Consider the following 242-nt stretch of genomic DNA (forward strand, 5'->3'; position numbering starts at 1 on the left):
GAATTTCGATTACAGGGCTTTTACCTTCTTTGGCGGGCCTTTCCAGACCTCTTCGTCTACCCTGTTCCTTTGTAACTCCATGTGAGACGTCCCACAACCCCAGAGAGCAAGCTCTCTGGTTTAGGCTGTTCCGCATTCGCTCGCCGCTACTAACGGAATCACTTTTGTTTTCTCTTCCTCAGGGTACTTAGATGTTTCAGTTCCCCTGGTATGCCTCTTCGTAACCTATGTATTCAGTTACG

At 48.3% G+C, this 242-nt stretch carries 1 rRNA gene; it reads right to left on the reverse strand.

The features are described from left to right. Positions 1–242: ribosomal RNA gene (locus tag KJS57_RS26290) — 23S ribosomal RNA — on the reverse strand; the annotation flags it as partial.

The organism is Paenibacillus vini (assembly GCF_018403325.1).
Classification (GTDB): Bacteria; Bacillota; Bacilli; order Paenibacillales; family Paenibacillaceae; genus Fontibacillus; species Fontibacillus vini.